This window comes from Hymenobacter sediminicola, from assembly GCF_014250515.1.
GTDB lineage: Bacteria > Bacteroidota > Bacteroidia > Cytophagales > Hymenobacteraceae > Hymenobacter > Hymenobacter sediminicola.
The window spans coordinates 1,245,693-1,263,285 of sequence record NZ_CP060202.1 but is presented as its reverse complement, the minus strand read 5'-3'; the positions used below and the strand labels follow the sequence as shown (position 1 = coordinate 1,263,285).

The 17,593-nt window shown below is 58.1% G+C and carries 17 protein-coding genes; 12 read left to right on the top strand and 5 right to left on the bottom strand.

The features are described from left to right. Positions 1 to 73 precede the first annotated feature (73 nt). The 3 genes from mltG to H4317_RS05395 all read left to right on the top strand — a co-directional run bounded on the left by mltG (position 74) and on the right by H4317_RS05395 (position 3,926). A complete protein-coding gene (gene mltG, locus H4317_RS05405) occupies positions 74 to 1,135 on the top strand; it encodes an endolytic transglycosylase MltG (protein WP_185889125.1) in 1,062 nt (353 codons plus the stop codon). 165 nt (positions 1,136 to 1,300) lie between these two features. Beyond that, the gene (locus H4317_RS05400) at positions 1,301 to 2,512 is read left to right on the top strand and encodes an OmpP1/FadL family transporter (protein ID WP_185889124.1); all 1,212 of its coding nucleotides are present in this window, start codon (positions 1,301 to 1,303) and stop codon (positions 2,510 to 2,512) included. 49 nt (positions 2,513 to 2,561) lie between these two features. Then, a complete protein-coding gene (locus tag H4317_RS05395) occupies positions 2,562 to 3,926 on the top strand; it encodes a hypothetical protein (protein ID WP_185889123.1) in 1,365 nt (454 codons plus the stop codon). 79 nt (positions 3,927 to 4,005) lie between these two features. On the opposite strand, the gene H4317_RS05390 is transcribed toward H4317_RS05395, so the two are convergent. Next, positions 4,006 to 5,526 (bottom strand): hypothetical protein, encoded by a 1,521-nt coding sequence (locus H4317_RS05390; RefSeq protein WP_185889122.1) that lies wholly within the window; start codon positions 5,524 to 5,526, stop codon positions 4,006 to 4,008. Positions 5,527 to 5,626: 100 nt separating this feature from the next. On the opposite strand from H4317_RS05390, the gene dtd reads away from it, so the two are divergent. Together dtd and H4317_RS05380 are read left to right on the top strand one after the other, a co-directional pair. Further along, the gene (dtd, locus tag H4317_RS05385; protein WP_185889121.1) at positions 5,627 to 6,073 is read left to right on the top strand and encodes a D-aminoacyl-tRNA deacylase; all 447 of its coding nucleotides are present in this window, start codon (positions 5,627 to 5,629) and stop codon (positions 6,071 to 6,073) included. An 89-nt stretch (positions 6,074 to 6,162) separates the two neighbouring features. Then, positions 6,163 to 6,489, top strand: a complete 327-nt coding sequence (locus H4317_RS05380; protein WP_185889120.1) for a nucleotide pyrophosphohydrolase — start codon at positions 6,163 to 6,165, stop codon at positions 6,487 to 6,489. Between the two features lie 66 nt (positions 6,490 to 6,555). Here the strand turns inward: H4317_RS05380 and H4317_RS05375 are convergent, their stop codons facing one another. Both H4317_RS05375 and gcvT read right to left on the bottom strand, forming a co-directional pair. Beyond that, positions 6,556 to 7,269, bottom strand: coding sequence for a 2-phosphosulfolactate phosphatase (locus H4317_RS05375; RefSeq protein WP_185889119.1), 714 nt, complete (start codon positions 7,267 to 7,269; stop codon positions 6,556 to 6,558). Between the two features lie 187 nt (positions 7,270 to 7,456). After that, entirely contained in the window at positions 7,457 to 8,563 is a 1,107-nt protein-coding gene (gene gcvT, locus H4317_RS05370; protein ID WP_185889118.1) for a glycine cleavage system aminomethyltransferase GcvT, read from the bottom strand. A 184-nt stretch (positions 8,564 to 8,747) separates the two neighbouring features. Here gcvT and H4317_RS05365 point away from each other — a divergent pair, with 184 nt between their 5' ends. Genes H4317_RS05365 through H4317_RS05355 form a run of 3 tightly spaced genes read left to right on the top strand, consistent with a single transcriptional unit; the run spans position 8,748 to position 11,180 of the window. Beyond that, the gene (locus H4317_RS05365) at positions 8,748 to 9,113 is read left to right on the top strand and encodes a CZB domain-containing protein (protein ID WP_185889117.1); all 366 of its coding nucleotides are present in this window, start codon (positions 8,748 to 8,750) and stop codon (positions 9,111 to 9,113) included. 33 nt (positions 9,114 to 9,146) lie between these two features. Further along, positions 9,147 to 10,697, top strand: a complete 1,551-nt coding sequence (locus tag H4317_RS05360) for a sensor histidine kinase (protein WP_260625829.1) — start codon at positions 9,147 to 9,149, stop codon at positions 10,695 to 10,697. Positions 10,698 to 10,754: 57 nt separating this feature from the next. Then, entirely contained in the window at positions 10,755 to 11,180 is a 426-nt protein-coding gene (locus H4317_RS05355) for a response regulator (RefSeq protein WP_185889116.1), read from the top strand. 73 nt (positions 11,181 to 11,253) lie between these two features. Here the strand turns inward: H4317_RS05355 and rnhB are convergent, their stop codons facing one another. Further along, on the bottom strand, positions 11,254 to 11,829 hold the full coding sequence (rnhB, locus tag H4317_RS05350) for a ribonuclease HII (RefSeq protein WP_185889115.1): 576 nt from the start codon (positions 11,827 to 11,829) through the stop codon (positions 11,254 to 11,256). 109 nt (positions 11,830 to 11,938) lie between these two features. Further along, positions 11,939 to 12,190 carry a hypothetical protein gene (locus tag H4317_RS05345; RefSeq protein ID WP_185889114.1) on the bottom strand — a complete coding sequence of 84 codons (252 nt, stop codon included), beginning with the start codon at positions 12,188 to 12,190 and terminating at the stop codon, positions 11,939 to 11,941. A gap of 407 nt (positions 12,191 to 12,597) precedes the next feature. On the opposite strand from H4317_RS05345, the gene H4317_RS05340 reads away from it, so the two are divergent. The 4 genes from H4317_RS05340 (at position 12,598) to H4317_RS05325 (ending at position 17,584) form a co-directional block, all read left to right on the top strand. Beyond that, a complete protein-coding gene (locus H4317_RS05340) occupies positions 12,598 to 13,176 on the top strand; it encodes an NUDIX domain-containing protein (RefSeq protein WP_185889113.1) in 579 nt (192 codons plus the stop codon). 136 nt (positions 13,177 to 13,312) lie between these two features. Then, positions 13,313 to 14,158, top strand: coding sequence for a lysophospholipid acyltransferase family protein (locus H4317_RS05335; RefSeq protein WP_185889112.1), 846 nt, complete (start codon positions 13,313 to 13,315; stop codon positions 14,156 to 14,158). Between the two features lie 27 nt (positions 14,159 to 14,185). Continuing rightward, complete coding sequence (gene gatC / locus H4317_RS05330) at positions 14,186 to 14,473, top strand: Asp-tRNA(Asn)/Glu-tRNA(Gln) amidotransferase subunit GatC (protein ID WP_185889111.1); 288 nt, start codon at positions 14,186 to 14,188, stop codon at positions 14,471 to 14,473. Positions 14,474 to 14,479: 6 nt separating this feature from the next. Continuing rightward, entirely contained in the window at positions 14,480 to 17,584 is a 3,105-nt protein-coding gene (locus H4317_RS05325; protein WP_185889110.1) for a tetratricopeptide repeat protein, read from the top strand. Positions 17,585 to 17,593 lie beyond the last annotated feature (9 nt).

Genomic DNA, 17,593 nt, shown 5'->3' with positions numbered 1-17,593 from the left:
CCGCTCAAACGGCTGCCCTCCCCGGGGTAGCCGTTATCTTTATGGCGTTGCCTTACCTGCTTATCCTGTTCATTTGACTGTTTCCGCTCGTTCCTCTGTTCGTCGCCGTGTAGTACTTTGGCTCTTGATTGTGCTGCTGCTGGCTGGCAGCGCGGCGCTGTATGGTGCATGGCGCGTGCTGTGGCAGCCCAATGTGGCCGAGTCGCCGTACGGTCCGGCTTACCTCTACATCCGGACGGGCGCGGGCTGGCCGGCAGTGCGCGACTCGCTTCGGCGGCAGGAGTTGTTGCTCGATCCGGCTACGTTCGAGTGGCTGGCAGCCCAGCGCGACTATGCCCGGCAGGTGAAATCCGGCCGCTACCGCCTGGAAGCAGGCCTCAGCAACGCCGCACTGCTGAATATGCTAATGGCTGGCCGCCAGGAAACGGTGGCCTTTACCCTCGATGCGTTTAAATACAAGCCCCAGCTAACGCGCCAGATCAGCCGGCAGCTAGAAGCCGATTCGATGGAACTGCGCCGGCTGCTGCAGGACAATGCGTTTCTGCGCCGCCGCTACCAGCTCGATACCACCACCATTCTGACCCTGTTTCTGCCCGGGCCCTACCGCTGCTTCTGGAACACCTCGGCCCGCACGTTTCTGGATTCGGCGGCGGCCACGCACCAACGGTTCTGGACGGTGCAGCGCCGGCAGCGCGCCGATTCGCTGGGCCTTTCGCCCGTGGAAGTGCACATACTGGCCAGCATTGTGCAGCGCGAAACGGCCAAGAAAGAAGACAAACCCCTTATTGCGGGCGTGTATCTGAACCGGCTGCGGCGCGGTATGCGCCTGCAGGCCGACCCCACGCTGCTCTGGGCTATTGGCAACTTCGGCGTGAAGCGCGTGCTCAACCGCGACAAGCTCGTGGACTCGCCCTACAACACATACAAGCACAAAGGCTTGCCACCCGGCCCCATTACCTCGGCCAACCGCCAGAGCCTGAATGCCGTGTTGCAGCCGGCCGCGCACCGCTACCTATTCTTTTGCGCGCGCCCGGACCTAAGCGGATTTTCCGATTTCGCTGAAACGTACGCCGACCACAAGCGCAACGCCCGCCGCTATCAACACACGCTCGACAGCCTGGGAGTGAAGCGGTGATTTGCTGGCGTTGGTTACTCCTAAAGCAGAGCCGCTTTTCACCCACTTAATACCTCAATTACTTAATCACTTAATCCCGCCATTGCGCTACCTTTGCGGCCTATTGTCCGAAACCCAGCCTGCATGACGCGTCGTTACCTTTTTTCTGGTTTACTGTTTCTTTCGATGTCCGCCACAGCGGGCGGTTTCCAGTCGGGGCCGCAGAGTGCGCGGCTCCTGGGCCTGGGTGGGGCCAGCACTGCTTACACCCGCGACATTGCGGTGATGTACTACAATCCCGGCGCTATCGGGCACCTCGATTCGCTGATTCATGTGAGCGTGGGCGGAATGGGCACAGCACGGCTATCTTCATTTGTGGGCACCGACTCTAGGCGGCAGACGCGCCAGGAGCTGGAGCCGCAACCATCGGGCTACCTCTATGCGGCAGCGCGGGTGGCTCCCAAGGTGAGTATAGGCCTGAGCGTGAACCAGCCTTTCGGCTATAAAACTACTTGGCCTTCTGATTGGGAAGGGCGCAGTGTAGTGCAGGAATCCCGCCTCTCCACTGTGTATGTGCAGCCGACGGTGGCATACCAGATCAACGACAATTTCAGCGTTGGAGCCGGGTTTATTTATGCCTACGGCGACTTGCAGCAGCAACGGGCCCTGGGCCAATATGACGACCGGAGCGCCCAGGCCCGATTTGAGGGTAGCGGGAGAGGCTACGGAGCCAACATCGGACTGTACGGCCGCACCGCCGATGACCTCTCGTTCGGCATCAGCTACCGTACACCGGTCACGCTGAAAGTGGACAATGGCCAAGCCGCATATTCGGGTGTTCTGGAACGCGACGCCGCCCTCTACCCTGCTTCCATGGGCTTCCGGACCGACATAGAATTGCCTTCTACACTGTCGGTGGGTCTGGCGGACCGCATGACCAAAAACCTGCTGGTCACCTTCGATTTCAACCTGACCAGCTGGAGCCGCTACGATTCGCTCAACTTCGAAATGGATAACGCAACCCGCGTAACAGCTGGCCGCCGCTACGAAGATGCCATGGCCTTCCGGGTGGGCGCAGAGTACACGGCCACACCCATTCTGACAGTACGAGCCGGGGTGAGCTACGACGAAACTCCCGTCCGCGACGAATACATCAATGCCGACCTGCCCGATGCCAACCTGCTGGGTGGCTCACTGGGCCTAACCCTCGCCATCAAGCCTAATCTGCTTCTTGATATGGGCTATAGCTACTCGCAGGGCGGTGAGCGGCGGGCACGCGTCAATATCTCGCGCGACGTTGTCAGCAGTATTGATGGGTCCTATCGTACGGCTGTGCACACGGCGGCAGTAGGTCTTTCATATTCGTTTGGTGGCCGCGCAACGCGCGCTGGCCAGTAGTAGTCCGGGCTGAGGCTCGTTTCCATCTCAATCTAACGCCTGCCTACCAGTGCGCAACTTCTCCTTCTCTTTCGGCCGTGTAGCTCTTCCAACCGTTGCTACGGCCCTGCTTACGTTCGTTGGCTGCTCGCCTGATCAGACTGAGCCGGCTCCCAGCAGCGGCAGCCTCAACCTGACCTGCTACCTCGCCGTTGGCGACTCTTATACGGCCGGCTTCGCTGATGGCGGCCTCACGCGTCAGAGCCAGACGTACTCCTACGCCAACATGCTGGCCAACCAGTTTGCACTGGTAAATACGGAAGCAGAATTTTCGCTGCCTCTGCTGGAGGATGGCGCGGGCACGGGCTATCTGACATTGGTGGGTCTGCAGGATAATGGGTTGCCCATTACACGCAAGGTTCCGGCCGCTACCACACTGGGGCGCTTCATCAATGTTGCCGGCTGCAACGGAGCCGATACGGTATACCAATACCCGCGGGCTGCTACTACGCTGCCCCAGAACCTGGGCGTACCGGGCCTGCGCCTGACGCAGATTGCAACGGCAGGACTTGGCAATGCGGCAAATCTGACCCGTGTAGGACTATTCAATCCGTATTTTGAGCGTATTCTGCCAGCCAATAGCAACAGTACGTATCTGCAGGTAGTAACGACGGCCAGCCCCAACGCTACGTTCTTCACTTTCTTTGCGGGCCTCGATGACATGCTGCCCTATCTGCTGAGTGGTGGAAGCTGCGGTCCGCTGCCATCGGGTAGCACCATGGCCCAGAACGCCGGCCAGCTGCTTACGCAGCTAACCGCCAACGGCCGCAACGGGGTTATTGCCCTGCCTCCGGCCCTGACGACACTGCCCCTACTGCGACTCAGCAATGGCGTGGCCTTGCAGGAACGCCTACGAGTCAGCTCCAACCGTCCGACCTACACGCTCTACGTTCGGGCATTTAATGGCGCACTACAACCAGTGTCCAACGACGACTACATTCTGCCGGCTGGTCAGCGCCGCATTGGCCGTCTGGAGTCGGTGACGGGCGCTCCGCAGACCGTGCCTTACGGTGACGAGCAGAACCCTATCAGCGGCAGCGACGTGCTGGACTACATTGAGTTTGCACGCATCAACGGGGCCATGACGCTTTACCGCGACGAGCTGCGGACCCGTAACCAGACCACCTTCAAGCAGCCGCTTATTGATGTGAACGACGCGCTGTTTCAGCAGGTAGCGGACCAGATTAACGTAAATGGCGTGTTGTATACGTCGGAGCTGGTACGTGGCAACTTCTACTCGCTTGATGGTTATTCGCTCACGCCGCGCGGCAATGCGTTGTTGGCTAACACTTTTCTACGTGTCATCAATAGCACATACGATGCGAATATCCCACTCCTGAATGTCAATAACCTTCCGACCAAAGTAAACCCGTAAGCGCGGCACCTTTGTTTGGCAAAAGAAGCGCGGCTCCTGAAGGTGCCGCGCTTCTTTTTTACCTAGTTGGCCGGCTGCTCTACGGCAAACGGTACAGGCGCAGCTGCACCGAATCGAGGCGGGCCGCACGTTGCCGGGCCAGGGTGGCGCTGTACCCTAAGCCCGTATACTCCGAATGCTCCAGGAAAAGCAGCGGCGAAGTCAGCAGCGGCTCAGACCAGGTTGCCAACGGAGTGTAGTGTGCAAGGGAAGTAAAAGGAGCTGCTCCGGCCACGCGCCAAGCCGCATCGAGCAGCACGAAACGATACCCCTTCTGCCTCAGCTCCTGCAGTTGTACGTCGCTCATGGCAACCGCTACCGTATCCGTGTCCTGCAAAAACGGGCGTAGGCCCAGGCTAACAGTACTGGCTATCCGCACGCGGCCACGCTGCTGCTGGTGTAGCCAAGTGGCTACCTTTCCGTAGTGGGTAGGCAGGTACGCATATATTTCCTGCTGCACCCGGTATAGGTTGAAGCCAGTAGCCAAGGCAGCTACCGTTCCCAGTATCATCGTGCCAGCCAACCCGAACCGACTACGAAGTGCCCACCGTAGTAGCAGAAACGCCAGCATGTAGAATAGTGGGTACGCCAGCAGCAACCCACGGGGCGCCTTCAGCAGCAACGACATTCCTAGCAGAAAACAGCTGGCCCATACCGCCAGATACCAAGCAAGCGTTAGCCGTAGTAGCTCCCAACGCCGCCCGTAGCGCCACCCCAGCCACGCCACCCCCACTGCCAGCACAGGCAGCACTACCGGCGACTCAAAGTCCCAGAGGAAGCGCAGATAATACAGTCCGTCGAAGCGCAGATGACCGGCACGGCCAGCGGCGTTGCTGGCTCCCGGAAACACCAGATTGTAGTACACTGCTTCCCAACGGTACCAGGGCACTCCACCTGCCATTCCCAGTAAGCCAAGCACAGCGTAGGGCGCCAGCAGCACCGCCACTACGCGCCACAGCGTGCGAGGCTGCCACAGCAGCCGGCCACCGTACAGCAACTCCAGCAGCAGCAGAATTGGGAGTGTCAGCAGGAATTTATAGTTGATACTGAGGCCTAGCGCCAGCCATACTGCTGCTTGGACTATTGTTGTAGGGCTAGGCTGCTGCAGCCGCTGGTAGTGTGCCCGCAATAGTCCCACAAAAAGCAGCAGACTCCAGGAGCCGGCCGTAAAGTCGCGTCCGGAGAAAGTAAGGAACACCGAAGTGCCCGCAAAAAGTAGCAACAGCGCCGCTTCCCACGCCGCCAAGCGGACTTCCCGGGCCACAAACTGCACCAGCCAAGCCAGCGCCGCTACGGCCACCAGCGCATTCAGATGCTGAAACACACGATAGTCGGCAGTGAACCAGGCGACAGGTGCATACACCAGCGAAAAGCCCGGGCTGCCGTGGTGAAACAGGTTCTGCAGGTTGCCAGTAGCTACTTCACGTACAATCTCCCAGTTCCGTACCGAATCATAATCAGGCAAGGCAGCCAGCGTGAGGCCGTGCAGGCGCACCACTACAAGAGTTGCCAGCGCCAGCAGCGGAAGCCAGAAAGCAGAGAAGCGGGAAACTAGTTGCACAATCAAAAGCGGCAAGAGAGGCTGCAAGATGCTAGTTTTACCCGTGAAGAAAGCCAGCGGAAGCCTTGGCGCTGCTCGCTATATACTCTGATTTCCTCTTATGCGCACTGTTATACAGCGAGTCAGCAACGCTAGCGTCACCGTAGAAGGCCGCATTACCGGCCAGATTGGCCCCGGCCTGCTGGTGCTGGCCGGCTTCTCTCCTACTGATACATCCAGCTCACTCGACTGGATGGCGCGGAAGCTCACGCAGTTGCGCATTTTTTCCGATGAGGAAGGCAAAATGAACCGCTCGGTGCATGATGTAGGTGGGCAGGTGCTGGTCGTCAGCCAGTTTACGCTGCTGGCTGATGCCCGCAAAGGCAACCGCCCCAGCTACATTGGGGCCGCACCGCCACCTATTGCTATTCCGCTCTACGAGCAGTTTGTGCGGCAACTGGAGCAGCTACTCGGTCAGCCGGTTGCTACCGGCGAGTTCGGGGCAGATATGCAGGTTCAGCTGCTGAACGACGGTCCCGTCACCATTGTACTGGACTCACCGGAATAACGGCTTAATGGAATAGCAAGCTTGCCGCTTGGTTATCCTCGTCTATACAGAAGGCGCTGTCAGAATTTAAAACCCTCCAATCTACCACCATGACCATCGAAGAAGCTCAGCAAACTGTTGACCAGTGGATTCAGACGACCGGCGTCCGGTATTTCAACGAGCTAACCAACATGGCCATGCTCACGGAGGAAGTCGGCGAAGTAGCTCGCATTATTGCCCGGCAGTATGGTGAGCAGTCCTTCAAGGAATCGGATAAGGACAAAGTCCTGGCCGATGAACTGGCCGACGTGTTGTTCGTGGTTATTTGCCTGGCCAACCAGACCGGCGTCGACCTGACTGAAGCCCTCCGGCGCAACCTTGCCAAGAAAACCATGCGTGACGCGGACCGCCACCGCAACAATGAGAAACTACTTTAGGCAAAGCAGCCGCTATACACATCAATCTGCCATTCTGAGCAGCACAAAGGATGACTGTGTAGCGTGCTACAGCAGCTCAATCCGACCATTCTGGAATACGGGCACGATGTCGTAAACATCCGGCCGCACGCAGAACTCCATGTCTTTGTGCGACTCCAGGCTATTGAGGCGACGCACATGCGACGATTTGAGCAGGTAGCTTGCCACATCGGGCGCCGCAGTGTGCCACAGGTCGAGAGCAGCTAGTGTAGCGTCTGAGTCCGTTGTATCGAAGGTATCGGCGAGACGCGCGGCCAGCGCTCCGGCATAGAGCGTGTCTTCGAGGCAGAACTTGCCCTTCCACCCGGCGCACACCACCACTATATCTTTGTTCTGTTGGCGCAGAAACGCTACTACTGCCGCCAAGTTCAGAAACGCCCCTACCACTACCGTATCGGCCGTCTGCGACAGGTGCAGGGCACGGGTGCCATTGGTAGTGGTGATGGCCACCTTGCGGCCGCGCACCAGCACAAGGCCATCCAAGTAGCCGAAGGGCGAGTTGCCCAGGTCTACACCTTCTGCCTGCCGCCCATCACGCTCGGCGGCGGTTAGGTAGCCGCTGGCAGCCAGCGCCCGGCATTCGGCCAGCTCGCTTACCGGTACCAAATGCGCAACACCTTGTGCCAGCGCTGTCACGATGGAAGAAGTGGCCCGCAGAATGTCTACCACCACGGCCACGCGGCCGGTCAGGTTGTAGAGAGGCAGCAGCTCCGGTGAGAAGCAGATATCAAGAGTCGGCATGCGAAAACTGAGCGAAGAAAAACTGTCATCCTGAGCAGCGCGAAGGACTTTCTTACGTGCAAACGATACCTATTGAAACGGCTCGTGCTGACGTAAGAAGGTCCTTCGCGCTGCTCAGGATGACAGTCAGGATGACAGTGTAGATAAATGACAGTAGAGAACTGACGACAACAAAGCCGGTTGATGCTTACGCCTCCTCGGTGCCTTTCACGAAAGGCAGTTTCACAACTGTGGCCGGCAGTTGCTTGCCGCGCACCAGCACAAAAATCTTGCTACCCGGCGTGCTCAGCTCAGTTTTCACGTAGCCCATCCCGATGCCTTTGCTCAGGCTAGGCGACTGGGTGCCACTCGTCACGTCCCCGATTTTTTCACCGGCTTCGTTTACCAGCTCGTAGTGGCCACGCGGAATGCCGGCCCCGTCCATCAGGAAGCCTACCAGCTTACGCTCTACGCCAGCTTCTTTTTGCTTTTTGAGGTTATCGGCGTTGGTGAAGTCTTTGGTGAACTTAGTAATCCAGCCCAAGCCAGCTTCCAGCGGCGACGTCTGGTCGTCGATATCATTGCCGTAGAGGCAATAGCCCATTTCCAGGCGGAGTGTGTCCCGGGCACCCAAGCCAATGGGTTTCAGGCCGTAGGGCTGGCCGGCTTCCATCACCTTGTCCCACACCTGCTTGGCATATTGGTTGGGCACGTACAGCTCGAAGCCACCCGCACCAGTATATCCCGTAGCCGAAATAATGACATCAGGAGCCCCGGCAAACGTACCCTGCACGAATGAATAGTACGGAATACTGCTCAGATCTGTGTCGGTGAGGCCTTGCAAGGCGGCCTGGGCTTTGGGCCCCTGCACCGCAAACAGGCTGATTTCGTCCGAAACGTTTTTCATTTCGGCGCCATTGGTATTGTGCTGGCTGATCCAGTTCCAGTCTTTGTCGATGTTGGAGGCGTTGACAACCAGCAGGTAGTCCTCATCGGCCATCTTATACACCAGCAAGTCATCCACGATGCCGCCTTCTTGGTTGGGCAGGCACGAATACTGGGCTTTGCCATCCTGCAGCTTGCTGGCGTCGTTGCTGGTCACGCGCTGAATCAGGTCAAGCGCATGCGGCCCGCGCACCCGGAACTCGCCCATGTGCGATACATCAAAGATGCCAACCGCGCGGCGTACCGTGTGGTGCTCGTCGAGGTCGGAGGAGTAGCGCACAGGCATATTGTAGCCGGCAAAAGGCACCATTTTGGCACCTAGCTGCTGGTGCACATCATTCAGGACAACGGTCTTGAGAGTTTCGCTCATGGGAAGAACTGTGGGAGTAGTGGTGGGCCGGGGAAGTTGGCCCGGCGAAATTAGCCATTTCCGCGCGGCACTATGCATGTAGTATCTTTGCTGGGCGTATGCTTTTACTTTTTTTATGCGTGGCTGCTTGCAGAGCGGCCGGTACGCCGTCTGACCGGGACGCTTCCTTCTGCTATTTTACTGTATGACTGACGAACTGAAGCAGGATTTTGAATCCGGCATGGTGAAGCATTTGCTGTTCAAATCCAAGCTCCGCTCCTACCTCTATGGCAGCGGCATCAGCCAAGGACCCATCCGCGACCCGCACCAGTGCAATTTTGGGCACTGGATCCGGGACCGAGCACTGGGCCCCTATAAGCACCTGCCTGAGTCGCACGAGTTGGACCGGCTGCATATTCAGGTGCACGAAGAAGCCAACCGCCTCATGGACCTGCACAAACAGGGCCGAACGGATGCTGCTTTGGCCGGGCTGCCGACCATCGACAGACTGGCCGAGCACATTACCCAGTTGCTGCAAACTATGGAACAGAAGCTGCGTACGGGTCACTGAGTTATTCTGCTTGCCCACCCTGTTGTTTAGCGCATGAAGCTGAAGATTTCTACGAAGCTGTTTGCTGGTTTTTTGGTGATTTCGCTGCTGTTTGTGGGCGTGGTAGTCGTCAACTACCAGCTTTCCCGCAAAGTGCTGCGCAATGCCCGCCGGGTGCAACTCTCCCAGCGTACGTCGGCCGAAGCAGCTACGCTCATGCGCAACATCGTGGATATGGAAACCGGCTTCCGGGGCTACATGCTCATCGGCAAGGAAGAAGTTCTGGAGCCCTACCACCAAGGCGAGCGGTATTTGCTGGGGCATTTCGAGCATCTGCTTACTACGCTGGAGCCCTCGTCTGGGCAACGGGCACGCATTGTGCGGGGCCGGCAGCTTTTTCGCGAGTGGCTCGACTATTCGCACCTGCTTGTGGGCGAGAAGCGGGAAGCACGCCGCCGCCTGCCCAACCAGGCCGGCTTGCAGGGAGTAGAGCACCGGGCACTGGCCGAGAGCCTGCAGGGCAAGCGCCTCATGGACCAGATTCGGGTGTTGTTTGCGGCCTTCGACCGGGAAGAGCTGAAGCTGCGCGAAAAGCAGGCTGTCAAGCTGCAGCAGAGTATCCGCGAAACCCGCCAGATTTCTATTGGCATCACGCTGCTAGCTATTCTGCTCGGGCTGGTATGGGCCGCGTATGTAGTCCGCCTCATTGGCCGCCGTATTCAAACCATGGTTTCGATGTCGGCGCGGATTGCGGCGGGCCACTACCACACCCAGCTGCATGAGACTGAGGATGACGAGTTGAGTGAGCTGGCCGCGTCCCTGAATCAGATGGCCATTACCATCAACGGCAACATCAACCAGCTGGAACGCCGCAATCAGGAGCTAGACCAGTTTGCCTACGTCGTATCACACGATTTGAAAGCACCATTGCGGGGTATCGAAAGTGCTTCGCGCTGGATTGAGGAGGATATGGGCAAGGATACTCCGCCCCACATCCGAGAATTTCTGCTTCTGATGCGCCAGCGTGTGCGCCGCATGGAGCACCTCATCACGGGCATTCTGGATCTGGCCCGGGTAGGCCGCGCCGCCCAGGCCGACGAGCCAGTGTTTGTGCGGCAACTGCTGCGCGAAATCATCGACTCGCTGAGTCTGCCAGATGGGTTCGAAGTGGAGCTTCCCTTTTATCTGCCAACCCTGGTCACCAACCGCGTGCAGCTTCAGCAGGTGTTTACCAATCTTATCAGCAACGCTGTCAAATATCATCATCAGCCCGAAGCGGCGCTGTTGCGCATTGGGTGCGTAGAGGACAAGGACTTTTTCACGTTTTCTGTCGCTGATAATGGCCCGGGCATTGCGCCGGAATATCACGAGCGGATTTTTGTCATTTTTCAGACGCTGACGGAGCGCGACACGCTGGAAAGCACTGGTGTAGGCTTGGCTATTGTGAAAAAAATAGTGGAGCGGCAGGGCGGCACCATCCGTGTCGAATCGGAGGAAGGCAAGGGTGCTACGTTCATTTTCACATGGCCTCGTCAACCTCGGCCAGTGCCAGAAAAACGCAACACTGCCACTATATCGGCACCAAAATCGACCTCTGCCGTATAGCCTAAGCCAGCAGCTTGCCTGCCTGGGTTACTTTTATCCACTCAATCCGCACCTGACATGCCCAGTATTCTCTTGGTCGAAGACGACCAGATGGACATCATGAACGTGCAGCGCGAACTTCGCAAGAACAACGTCGACGTACCGCTGCACATTGCCCGCAATGGCCGCGAAGCCCTTAATATGCTGCGTGGCGAGGCTGGACAGCCTAAGATAGAGCATCCGAGCGTAGTGATGCTCGATATTAACATGCCGCGTATGAACGGCCTGGAACTGTTGGAGCAGCTCCGCTCAGACCCGGAATTTGTCAGCCTGAACGTGTTTATCATGACAACCTCCGATTTGGATTCGGAACGGCTGAAAGCGCAGGAACTGGCTGTAAGCGGCTATATCATCAAGCCGCTCAGTTTCGATAGTTTCGGGGAAGGCGGCACTACCGTCGATGGTTTCAGCCTCTTTCTAGACCTGCTGAAGATGAAAGAGTAGCGAGCAACGCCTCAAAGAAAGCAGAACGCCGGCCTGTACTTTGTACGGGCCGGCGTTCTGCCTTTTACTCTATTCACAGCAACCGAAAGCCCATACGGTGGTGTTCGGTAGGCCCATGCTGCCGGATAGCGGTGCGGTGGCGAGTAGTAGGATATCCGGCATTTTGCTCCCAACCATAATGTGGGTAGAGCAAGGCTAGCTCACTCATACGCTCATCCCGAAACGTTTTGGCCAGGATGGAGGCTGCCGCAATATGACGGTAATGCGCATCGCCTTTGATGAGGCAGGTGTGCTCCAGACCAGCATATGGCCGGAACCGGTTCCCATCAACAGCCAAGTGGCTCGGGCGCACAGCCAAAGCATCGACAGCCCGGTGCATGGCCAAGTAACTGGCTTGCGCAATGTTGATAGCCGCTATTTCTTCGGGCGAGGCCTCAGCAACCGCCCAAGCCACTGCTTCGCGGCATATATCGGCGCGCAAGGCGGTGCGGCGGCGGGCACTGAGCTGCTTGGAGTCGTTGAGGTAAGCCGGTGAGAAATCAGGAGGCAGAATGACGGCGGCGGCGAAAACAGGACCAGCCAGGCAGCCCCGGCCGGCTTCATCGAGCCCCGCTTCGAGCGGAAGACCGGTATGGGAGGCGAGCAACATGCGACAAAGATAGCGCCAACAGATACCCCGCACACAAAAAGGCCTCCCCGGTGGCCTTAGCACCCGGAGAGGCCTTTCTAGGTAGTATCTAAAACAATATTACAAGTATCTATTTGTGGCTGCCAGCAGCAGAACCGTCGCTGGGGGGCGTTTCTCCACGGCGCAGGCCTTGCTTGTCGCGTGGTCCTTCATCAAGCTCTTCGTCCTCATCGGAGCTCACATATACGTTGCTAATTGGCCCGAGGCCGTTGGTCTGTACGCTCAGCTCCGATTCGGCCTGCGCATGCTTAAGATTGAACAGCGGGTCGCCGGGCTGGGCGTTGTGATTCTGGCTAGACTGGTTTTTGGGTTGGTTGGCCATAGAAAAACAGAACCGACCGGAAGGTGAACGGTCGGCTTTGAAATGGTACGGCGCAGCCGGGCGGGAGGTTGAAACAGAATCTTGGCGCCTCCAGTTTTTCAGCCTCTAAAACGCAAAAAGACCGTCGCATCCCGCAACGGTCTTTTTAAATACGGTGCCGGTTGAATAAGTAATCATCCACCCTACTCCTAGCATCAATCCGGCACGGTGTAAGAGAGGCCTTCCTTTCCACAAAACGCCCTCACACCTTGTATTGATGAAACAAAGCTACTCACAACCAGAAGTTTGCCCCATTTTATTTGGCCAACTGCCTATTTCTGCCGACCAATCTGCCACTTGGCCCGATGGATGCCCAACCCCCGCGGCCTTATCTTTACTTTTTACAGTTTGCTCTTCTTCTATTCTGCATGCGCTACCCTGACGATTCGCTCGACGAAACTCACAACCCCTGGCAGGTGCTCAGCACCGAAGTCAAATACCACAACCCCTGGATCAGTGTCCGTGAAGACCAAGTCCTCAACCCGAGCGGTGGCCGGGGCATCTATGGCGTCGTGACGATGAAAAACAAGGCACTGGGAATTGTGCCAGTTGATGCGGACGGCAATACGTGGCTGGTGGGCCAATACCGCTACCCACTCAGCGAGTATAGCTGGGAAATTCCGATGGGCGGCGGCCCAGTAGAGTTGGACACGCTGGAATCGGCGCAACGTGAGTTGCGCGAGGAAACCGGCCTGCTGGCCCGCCGCTGGACCAATATTGCGCGCCTGCATACTTCCAACTCCGTGACCGATGAAGAGGGGTTCGTATTTCTGGCCGAGGACCTAGAGTACGGCGAAGTAGAACCCGAAGAAACCGAGGACCTACGCCTCTGGAAATTGCCGCTGGCCGATGCCGTGCAGATGGTGATGGACAACCGTATTACGGATGCCGTGAGTGTGGCGGGGTTGCTGAAAGCGGAAAAGGTGTTGGCCAGCCGCAAACAATAAGAGGGCATAAAACAGCCTTTCCCTCTTAAATATCGCGCTAGGCTATTGTGACTTGCACGCCCCTAAAACCAGTAGTGTCCTGGCGCGCGGCCTTACAAGTCCGCCACTTCAGCATTTGAATTTTACCTTTGTACCCATGCGGTACCTTCTGCGCTACATCGGTCATCGGCTTTACACCACGTGGGCCACGTTCTGGTTCGTTATGCCCTTTGTGGTAACGTATCCGCTGCAGCTGGCTCTAAGCAAGAAACCGCAGTGGCACCGACACCTGCATACCCTGAACCGCTACTGGAGTAAGCTGTTCATTTTTATGTGGGGCATGCCGGTAGAAACGGTGAGGAAAAACCCGCTGCCTGCTGGCCAGCCCTGCGTATACGTGGCCAACCACAGCTCCTACATCGATATTCCGCTGCTGTTCCGCACGATTCCTGGCTGGCTCAACATCATGGGCAAACTCTCTCTGGCCAAGGTGCCGGTCTGGGGGCCTATTTTCGGGCGGGCCTACATCACCGTCGACCGGGACAACGCCATCAGCCGGGGCCGGGCCATGGTGCAGGCACGCCGCACGCTGGAAGCCGGCCGCTCAGTGGTTATCTTTCCGGAAGGCTCGATTTCCAAGAAACCCGGTGAGGAAATGGGCGAGTTCAAGGATGGGGCTTTTCAATTGGCTATTGCTACCGGCGTCCCCATCGTGCCCATTACCATGCCGCTGAACCACCGTTTCATGCCCGATGTTGACGGCCTGCGGGTGCGCTACTCGCCGCTGGCCATCACGCTACACGAGCCGATTCCAACTACTGGCCTTACTGCCGCCGACGCACCCGCGCTCCGCCAACGTGCCCACGACGTTATTGCCAGCGGTTTTCGGGCCACAGCCAAAGGCATTCCGGAACAGAGCAGTTGGCGGCGGCCAGTGGCAGTTCCAGCGGTAGAGCAACCGGCTGCAAAAAAAGAATCTGAGTTGGCCAGCTCCAATTCCTGATATTTACTTCTAATTCTTTCCTCAACTGTGAGCACCGACATAGCCACCCTGCGCCAACTGGCCCACCTTTCCCGCCTCGAACTCGACGAATCCAAAGAGCAGCAACTGCTTGGCGAGCTGAACAAAATTCTGGATTGGGTAGACCACCTGCGCCAGCTCGACACTACCGATGTGGAACCGCTGGTCCATCTGTCGCACGAAATCAACGTATTGCGCCCCGATGAGCCGCAGAACACGGTGAGCCACCAGGAAGGCCTGCGCAACGCGCCGCGTAAGGATTCCGATTATTTCCGCGTACCAAAAGTGCTGGAATAGCGTCAAGTGCCGGTTTCTCTTCCTGCTCCTCGCACCACCCTGTGGCGCAGCCCGTTGTGGCTGGGCCTTTTTCTGCTGACGGCGCTGGCTGTGCTGTTGGCCATCTACCATTACTTCACTGGCGACGACGCGGCCTTGCCCGTGGAGGCGGTAGCCCAGCTCAAACCAGTGCCTACTGTGCTGTCGCAGGTACGGGTAGGCGTGGCGGCACTGCCGGTACGCGTGAATGGATATCTACTTACCCAAACCCACGACTTGGTGGGGCCCTACGTTCGGCCAGAAGCGGCTTATGCCCTGTTGCTGCTGCTGGCCGGGGCGCTGGTCTATTTCCTGACTGTCGTCAGCACGCTGCCGCGTATGGCGTTTGTGGCAGGCATGGCAGGGCTGATTTTCCTGCTCATGTCGCTAAATGCTGATTTGCTGGGCATTTTCAATTCTCAGCACCAGTATTTCCTGATCCTGATGCTGCTGGTACTGGGGCTGCCAGCCTACGCTTTCCATGCTTTTTGGGAGACTATACCGCTGGGTCGCCGTCTGCTGGTATTCCTGGTGCTGGTGGCCGGGCTGGCTGCGCTGTTGCTTTCCCGGTCCGAACTGCCGCTGGAGGCTACTGCCCTGCATCTGGCCAGCTTCACCACGAATGGTGGGGCTATTATCACGGCCCTCTTGGTGCTGTGGGTAGCAATAGAGAATATCAACGGGCTGTTATGGTTTAATACCCAGGCCGAAAACCCGGGCAGCCGCTTCGGGCTGCTGCCATTTGTGCTGGCGAGCCTACTGTATCTGGGCACGCTGGGCTTGTATCTGTGGAACGGCGGCGAGCTGCTGATTCTGCCGGGTGTTCACCTCGACCCGCTGGTTCTGCTGCTGCCTGCCGTGGCTATCGGGTGGCTGGGGCTGCAGCGGCGCGAGGCGTCTTACGGCGACTGGCTGCCTTACAAGCCCGGCGCGGCGTATCTGTACCTGGTGCTGGTGCTGCTGGCAGCGGCCTTTGTTGGCTATGCCTTCGCCACCGCCAACGACCCACTCCTGCTGGCGGCCCGCCATTTTACGGCGTTAGCACTCTTCACTTGTGGGCTGGCATATCTGGCGTATATCCTGCTCAATTATGCGCCGCTCATCCGGCAGCGGCTGCGGGTATATCGGGTGGTATATGCCCCGCGCCGGTTGCCATTTTTCATCGTGTATGTAATCGGAGTTGGGGCTGTAATAGCGGTAGATCTGCGCAACAACACCGAAACGGTGTATCAGGTGCAGGCCGGCTACTACAACAACCTCGGCGACCTGACCCGCCTACAGAGTGAGCTAGAACCGAACCGCGACGCACTAGCCCTGCTGGCGGAGCGCTACTACGCCGAGAGCGACATTCTGGACGAACACAACCACAAGGCTAGCCTGGGTCGCGCCGCGCTGTATCGGTTCCGGCTGCAGCGTCAGAATGAAATCAATATTCTGCGCCGGGCCCTGAGCAGGCGGCCATCCGAAAAGATTTCCCTACGCCTCGCCTCGCTCTACAACGAGCCTACTGACTTCTTCGACCGGCTGGCCGCGTTGCGGGAAGGACTGAAAAGTGCGCCTACCAGCGCGCGTCTTAACAACGACCTCGCTCATCTCTACTCCCGCTCCACCCTCTCCGACTCAGTAAACTGGTACCTAAACCGGGCCGAAGCCGCTGACCCAGGCAGCGCAGTAATCCAGACAAACCGGCTGGCTTTCCTGCTGCAGAACAAGCAATTCAGCGCAGCACGGGAATTGGTCCAGGCCACCCCGACAGAAACCGATGCGGCTTGGCAGAGCAACGTACTGCTGCTAGCTCAAGAAGCCCCTACCGTAAAAGTAGAGTTACCGAAGCTGCCTGCACCTGATTCCGCGGCCAACCTGACTGTGCCAGAGTTTGCACGCCTTTACCATGCTGCTCTGCGCCGGGCTACAGCCCACGATACTACGTACCTACTGGCTCTCACGAAACTGGTGCAGCGGCCCAGCAACGAGTCGTATTTCGAGCAGCTAACGTTTCTGCAAGCTCTGACGCAGCACTACGGTGGACAAGCCATGCCTGCGCGGGTCACTTTGGCCCCTCTCATGGCCGGCAACACACTCAGTGCGGCTTACTACCAAAACCTGGCGGCGCTGTGGCTACTGGAAATGCACGCGCCCGGCGCGGCGGCTACCGGCTTCGCCGCTGCAGCCCGCACCGGCCCCGGCTACCCCGAAGCCCGCCTGAATCGGGCGTATGCTTTGGCTTTGAATGAGCAGCTAGATTCGGCGCAAGCAGAAGTGGCAGCCGTTGTGAAAAGTCTCGACTTGGCTTTGCTGCCCGTGGCGAAGTCTTTGCAACAAGTGCTAGCCGCGAATTTCAACAAAGATTACCGGGCTTTTCAGGCTAGCTCCGACTCGTTGAAAGCGCAGTTTCTAGTACTGCGCGGGCAGCAGATGCTACAAGAGTTAGACGGATATAGTTGGTACGGCTATTATATCGAAAAAATAGCTTCTCCTACAGCCTACGATGTGGCATTGCTAGCCCAAGCTGCCCGGGTGGCAAGTATTCACGCCCCGGAAGCAGCCGGCATTTTGAAAGCTCATCCGCTCCGCACTTCTGCGCCCGACTTAGCTTCGCAGCGCAATATCGTGTATGGGCGGGCGCTGTTGGGCTGCGCAGCCCTGAGCCCTACTTACTTTAAGAAACTGTCTACCCTGCTGGATTCGGCTACCTTCCTGCCGGCCGAGCAACCCTACCGCCTCTACCTGCAAGCCGCCTTGGCCGACTACCGCCAGCAACCCAAACAGGCAACCCAGCTCTACCGCCGGCTAACCCAGGAAGCTCCTTTCCTGGAAACCGGAATGCTGGCCGCCGCTGATTTCTATACGCGGCAACAAGACTACCTGGGAGCGTACGGCGCGTTGCAAGCAGCCCTGGAGGTCAGTCCGGAGTCTGTACCGTTGTTGAAGGCGTATGCGCTGGCCGCCATACCTGCCGGTTTGAGTGAATATGCAACGGCGTCGCTGGACAAATTGCGCCCATTGCTTTCCCCGGCCGAATACGCTACCTTTCGTACACTGTATGACGCCCGTCGTGCCGCTCAGGCTGCGGCGGCCGCCCCCTGGAACTAACCCGGCCCG